Origin of the sequence: Streptomyces sp. NRRL B-24572 (assembly GCF_002156145.1) — a bacterium.
Classification (GTDB): domain Bacteria; phylum Actinomycetota; class Actinomycetes; order Streptomycetales; family Streptomycetaceae; genus Streptomyces; species Streptomyces vietnamensis.
This window is the reverse complement of sequence record NZ_MWIG01000569.1, coordinates 1-4,353: the sequence shown is the minus strand read 5'-3', so window position 1 is coordinate 4,353 and position 4,353 is coordinate 1. Positions and strand designations below refer to the sequence as shown.

Below are 4,353 nucleotides of genomic sequence, written 5' to 3'. Positions count from 1 at the left end.
CGCCGACGGCACCCGCCGCGGCACCCGCTGGGGACGCGGCGCGTTCGCCTTCGTCCCCTCGGCCCTCGCCATCGGCGTCCTCGGCACCGCGCTCGCGCAGGGCGCCCTCGCCGCCAACTTCAGCGTCACCGGGCAGCCCTTCACCCTGACCTCCAACGGGGTCGAGGGCAGCGGCTTCGGCGCCATCGTCAACACCCCCGCCGTCGGGCGCCCCGACGGCACCAGCACCACCAACACCGCGATGGCGCGCGTCGGCTTCGCCAGCGCCCACCTCGCCGGACTGTGCGGCATCGTCCACCAGACGATCGCCGGGGTCCCGTACTCGCTGCTCCTGACGGGCGGCCAGACGGTGACGGCCACCCCGCCCGCCACCTTCACCACCGACATCGACGCCTCGAACCTCTACATCCAGGCCACCGAACTCCAGGCGTACGGGCCCACCACCCTCCAGAACGCGGTGCTCGGCCAGTCCGCCGACCAGGTCACCGTCGCCGGCAAGCCGCTCACCGGTGCCCTGCCCGGCGGCTTCGGACTCGGCTCGGCCGGCGGCGAGGGAGGCAGCTCCATCGCCCTGCACGGACTGAACGCCACCGCGTACGACGCCGAGATGGCCGGGGCGCTCGTGCTGCCCGACCTGAAGATCAGGGTCGTCGCGGGAACGGCGAACGCATGCTGAGCCGGGCGAGGACCGCGTACACCTGGTTCCGTGCCTTCCGCCGCACCCGGCCGTTCTGGGGCGGGGTGTGGCTGGTCGCCGGCGGCTGGACCGTCCTCAAGTTCTCCCTCAGCTCCCTGCAGTTGATCGTCAGCACCGGCTTCGGGGGAGTGGCCGGCTACCTCGTCGGCGGCGGGATGATCCTGTGCGGCCTCATCCCGCTCGCGCTGCCCGCCCAGCGGTACACCTTCGGGCTCATCGGCGCGGTCCTCGCCGTCGTCTCCCTCGTCGTCTCCAACCTGGGCGGCTTCCTGCTCGGCATGACGCTCGGCGTGCTCGGCGGCTCCATGATGGTCGGCTGGGGCGCCAAACGCCCGCGCCGCCGGGCGGTGGAAGGATGACGGCGCGACGCAAGGCGTGCTCGGTGGCGGCCGCCCTGCTCCTCGCCGTCGCCACGGCCGTCTGGTCCGGGCAGCCGAGCAGCGCCTCGGGCGCGACAGCCGCGGTCGACCCCCTCGGCGTGCCCTTCCTGCCCTCCCCGGACCCGCTGCACGTCACCATCGGCAGCATGGTCGCCGTCTCCATGACGGTCGAGAAGAACGTCACCATCCGGCTCTCCGACGGCTCCACGCGCACCACCACCAAGTACACCTTCACCAAGCTCCAGATCCGCTCGCACATGAACGTGGTCCAGCAGGCGGCCGGACACACCGTCACCATCGACGTGCCAGGGGAGGGCTCGCTCGGCGGCTACGACAGCGCGGGCAAGGCCGAGACGACGACGATGTGGGGGAACATCACCAACGTCTGCGTCCGCGTCCTCGTCAAGATCTGCGGCGTGCAGGGGCTGCTCGACTTCTTCGGTTCCCTCATCCCGCTCACCGCCGGGGCCGAGGACTTCGCCGGCGACATCTACGCGATCCGGACGGTCGACGACCACGCCGCCCTGAACTCCACCGACAACCCCGTCCACCTCCCCGGAACCATCACGGTGACCACGCCATGAGCAGCCGCGAAGAAGGCCGTACCCACTGGCGCCGGTCCCTCGCCGTCGCCGTGCCCGCGCTCCTCGCCGCCGGCGGCCTCGGCACCGCCATGGCGAGCGGGGCGCTCGCCGTCGGCCTCCGGATCCAGGACCGGCCCGTCGACTTCACCACCAGCAGCCTGTACGGGACGCAGTACGGCGCCGCCGTCGTCGACCAGGCCGTCGTACGGCCCGACGGCTCCACCGGAAGCGAGCGCGTGCTCCGCATGGGCTTCGCGGACGGCGTCATCAACGGCCTCTGCCTGAGCCGGCGGCAGCAGATCGCGGGAGCCACGTACACCCTGCTGCTCACCCTCGGCGACGACAACCCGGGCTCCTGGGAGATCAGGACGAAGAACACCGTCCTCGACCTGCGCAACGCCACCGGCGTCCTCGACATGGACGGCGTCGTCGACCTCAACACGAACGGCGCCGACGTGAAGACCGTCAAGGACGCCTCCGGCGCGTACGTCGTCAACCCGCTCGACAGCCCGCAGCACCGCTTCGGCATCCAGGCGCGCTACGCCAAGTTCGACCGGATCACCGGCACCGCCCAGGACTTCCAGATCCCGGGTCTCCTCACCACCCCGAAGCTCTCCCTCTCCGTACGGCCGGGCACGGTCGCCTGCCCCGCCCCGGCCGCGCCCACCGGGACGCCCGGCACGCCGTGACCCGTCAATCGCCGCGTGGGGACGGGCCCGCCGCGTCGGCGCGGGCCTCCTTCGCCCTGCGGCGGGCCTTGAGGGCCCCGAGGACCACCGGGACCAGCGAGAGCAGGACGATCGCGATGAGGATGACCTCGACGTGGGCCCTGATGAAACCGACCCGACCGAGCCAGTACCCGGCGAGCGTGACGCCCGCACCCCAGCCGATCGCGCCGATCACGTTGTACGTGAGGAACGTGCGGTACCTCATGCGCCCGGCCCCCGCCACGATCGGCGCGAAGGTCCGCACGATCGGCACGAACCGGGCGAGGACGATCGCCTTGGGCCCGTACTTCTCCAGGAACTCGTGCGCCCTGTCCAGGTTCTCCCGCTTGAGGAACCTGGAGTTCGGCCGGTTGAAGAGCTTCGGCCCGAAGTACGTGCCGATCAGATAACCCACCTGGTCGCCGAGCACGGCCGCCACCACGAGCAGGACGATCACCAGCCACAGCGGCTGGTGGATGTACCGGCCGTCGGCCACGAGCAGACCCGCGGTGAAGAGCAGCGAGTCACCCGGGAGGAAGGCGAAGAGCCCCGACTCGGCGAAGACGATGACCAGGATGCCGATCAGGCCGAAGGTGGAGATCCAGTAGTCGGGCGACCACCAGTCGGAGACCCCGGTCGCGAGGAACGTCGTGGACACGGGACCGTCAGCGCGTGGTCGCCTGCTTCCGGCCCGTCTTCCAGTGGACGTGCCGGTCGGTACCGGCGCGCGGGGACACCGGCTCCGGCTCGACCTCGACGGCCACGCTCATCGGTCCGGAGCCGACCGCCGTCGAGCCCATGACCCGGTCGGTCTCGGTGTCGACGTACACCGCGGAGCGCGAACCGAGCCCCGTGGCGACGTACAGCTGCCGCCCCTCGTAGCCCAGCGCGAGGCCCTCCGAGCCGCCGGGAACGCGGAAGGTGCGCGCCACGACGCCGATCTCGGTGTCGATGACCGACACCTTGTCGTTGCCGAAGCCGGAGGTCACGTACACCGACGTGCCGTCGGGCGCCACGGCCAGCGACTCCGCGCCGGCCTCGATCGGCACGGCGTCGAGGACGGTGGCCGCGCGGGTGTCGAGGACGGACACGTAGTCGGTGCCGTTGCCCGTGCTCACGTACGCCAGGGTGCCGTCCGGGCTGACGGCCACGTCGTAGGCGGCGGTGCCGGTGCCCAGCGGCACGGTCGCCGCGACCCGGCCGGGGAAGGCGTCGATCACCGACACGCTGCCGGACAGCAGGTTGGCGACGTAGACGCGGCGTCCGTCGGGGGAGACCGCCACGCCCTTGGGGAAGGTGCCGACCCGCAGCGTGCGCACGACCCGGTCGGAGCGGGTGTCGATGACCGAGACGGTGCCGGAGTCCGCGTTGGTGACATAGGCGCGCCGGCCGTCGCGGCTGACCGCGATCCCCTCGGGCCGGTCGCCGACCCGGATCGTGCGGATCACCCTGGCCCGGACGGTGTCGACGACGCTGACGGTGCGAGAGCCGCTGCCGCCGGTCACATAGGCGCGGTGCCGCTGCCGGGAGACGCCCACGTCGGCCGCGCCGGACGGCACGGCCACCGTGTGGGTGACGGTCCGGTCGTCGGTGTCGAGGAACGAGACGGTCCTGGCGGTGGCGTTGGCCACGTAGGCGCGGTCGGACGCCGATGCGTCGTCCTGCTGCTGCGGCTGCGGCGCCGCAGCCGCGGGCGCGGCGGCCGTCGAGGCGACGAAGGCCGCCGCGGCCAGTACCGCGCGGAGCCGGCCGACGAACCGACGGCGGGTGCCTTCCTGCGGGTCACGTGCCGGCACGGGGAGCCTCCAGGGGACGGCGATCGGGCTGCCCCCGGCACGGTCGCGGGAGCGCATGGGTCCTGCCCTTTCTTCCCGCACCGGGCCGGAGGAGAGGCGGAAGGACACGCGTTGTCGCCCGACCGGCCGACACCGCGCGCTCCGAACGAGTGAACGCGGCGGCGCGGGGACCGCGGTCCGGCCGCGCCG

The 4,353-nt window shown here is 72.5% G+C and carries 5 protein-coding genes and 1 pseudogene; 4 read left to right on the top strand and 2 right to left on the bottom strand.

Annotated features, from left to right (window positions below; all coding sequences use genetic code 11):
* From CCN56_RS30220 to CCN56_RS30205, 4 genes are all read left to right on the top strand, one after another.
* Positions 1–676, top strand: a 676-nt coding sequence (locus tag CCN56_RS30220) for a DUF6230 family protein (RefSeq protein WP_086831122.1), incomplete at its 5' end; no start/stop codon positions are given.
* Positions 670–1,056 carry a DUF6114 domain-containing protein gene (locus CCN56_RS30215; protein ID WP_086831121.1) on the top strand — a complete coding sequence of 129 codons (387 nt, stop codon included), beginning with the start codon at positions 670–672 and terminating at the stop codon, positions 1,054–1,056. The genes CCN56_RS30220 and CCN56_RS30215, both read left to right, overlap by 7 nt.
* Entirely contained in the window at positions 1,053–1,661 is a 609-nt protein-coding gene (locus CCN56_RS30210) for a hypothetical protein (RefSeq protein WP_086831120.1), read from the top strand. Before CCN56_RS30215 ends, CCN56_RS30210 begins: the two co-directional genes overlap by 4 nt.
* A complete protein-coding gene (locus CCN56_RS30205) occupies positions 1,658–2,350 on the top strand; it encodes a DUF6230 family protein (protein WP_086831119.1) in 693 nt (230 codons plus the stop codon). The genes CCN56_RS30210 and CCN56_RS30205 overlap by 4 nt, the downstream gene beginning before the upstream one ends.
* A gap of 16 nt (positions 2,351–2,366) precedes the next feature.
* Here the strand turns inward: CCN56_RS30205 and CCN56_RS30200 are convergent.
* A pseudogene (locus tag CCN56_RS30200) lies at positions 2,367–3,026 on the bottom strand (DedA family protein); the annotation flags it as partial.
* Positions 3,027–3,033: 7 nt separating this feature from the next.
* Positions 3,034–4,164, bottom strand: coding sequence for a cytochrome D1 domain-containing protein (locus CCN56_RS30195; protein WP_179200032.1), 1,131 nt, complete (start codon positions 4,162–4,164; stop codon positions 3,034–3,036).
* Positions 4,165–4,353 lie beyond the last annotated feature (189 nt).